Below are 806 nucleotides of genomic sequence, written 5' to 3'. Positions count from 1 at the left end.
GCACCAAGCCTTGCGGGTCACACGTGTGGAGCGCGGATGGATTTAAGCCGGTGGTCGATGAAGAGGCTTGTCGTCTGCTCGGCGAGTTGCCGGTCTGCCCTCATTGCGGGAGATTGGCGCGGCCAAACGTCATGATGTTCAGCGACTATGAGTGGCTTGAAGAACGCGCAGAACAACAGTCCGCGAAATTGAAGAAGTGGCTGAGCACGGTGCATAGACCTGTAGTTGTTGAAATCGGAGCTGGCACTGCTATCCCATCGGTTCGATCCTTCAGCCATAACGTCGTCAGACAGCACTCTGGCCGTCTGATTCGCATCAATCCGCGTGAGTTTGACGTCCCGACATGCGACGACGTTGCGCTACCCATGGGTTCCGTCGAAGCATTGAGTCTTGTTGCAGTCGCGCTTGGTCCGTCATGGGCCTCTTAAACTGGCTGACGGAAGACACAATCTGTTTTGCGGCATTTGCCACGAAACGACGTTCGGCTACGGCTCGTCGAGCCGGAGACTGCTAGCGTGTGCAACGTCCGCTTTGTGCAAGCGCGTGCGGCAGCTTCGGGCCGAGGCTGTGTGGAAACGCCCTCGTCGCGCAAGTATGCCGAACTCTCATGCTGTCGATGCCTTGGTGGGCCTCAATAGGCAGCCAGTAGGCGGTCTGTCGAGAATGACTGCGTTTGATGTGCACTGGAGCGCCGCATGTCGGCAAGGCTGCATTTAAGAGGCTCACGCCCCCACCAGCTGCATCGCCTTCATCGTCTTCGCCATCCCCAGAATCCGCATCACCCGCTTGAGGTTGTACGCCAGCAC

The 806-nt window shown here is 58.1% G+C and carries 1 protein-coding gene; it reads left to right on the top strand.

Annotated features, from left to right (window positions below):
- Positions 1-428: SIR2 family NAD-dependent protein deacylase (locus tag AC1DXX_RS33385; protein ID WP_478138481.1), on the top strand; the 428-nt coding region annotated here is incomplete at its 5' end.
- Between the last annotated feature and the right edge of the window lie 378 nt (positions 429-806).

This window comes from Variovorax sp. P4_B10 (assembly GCF_056402375.1).
The sequence above is the reverse complement of the archived record's forward strand: the minus strand, read 5'-3'. Positions and strand labels throughout refer to the sequence as shown.